The 289-nt window shown below is 47.8% G+C and carries 1 pseudogene; it reads left to right on the forward strand.

What is annotated here, in order from left to right:
* A pseudogene (locus tag HMPREF3168_RS10345) lies at positions 1-289 on the forward strand (hypothetical protein); the annotation flags it as partial.

The following is a 289-nucleotide window of genomic DNA, read 5'->3' on the forward strand; positions in this document are numbered from 1 at the left end:
AACCGCAGCACTGATTCAGAAAAAGCTTACAGCAAGCAAACAGTCATGGGAAAGGCAGATCTCTTCCCGTATCCTGCAGCAAGCATGCGCTGATTTGGGCAAATCATTCAAGAAGTTTGCCAAAGATAAGGCACTCAAAGTTAAAAACGGTGCTGGACACCCCGTTTTTCAATCCAAGAAAGCCAAACGCCAAGGCTTTAAGTTGAATCAAGGCGTGGCTCTCGCAAAGGAAGGCAATCACGGAAAGCTAACCTTGCCCGTCCCAGCACCTTATAAGGGTGAGTGGCAT

Source organism: Lactobacillus sp. HMSC08B12 (genome assembly GCF_001808415.1).
GTDB classification, from domain to species: domain Bacteria; phylum Bacillota; class Bacilli; order Lactobacillales; family Lactobacillaceae; genus Lactobacillus; species Lactobacillus delbrueckii.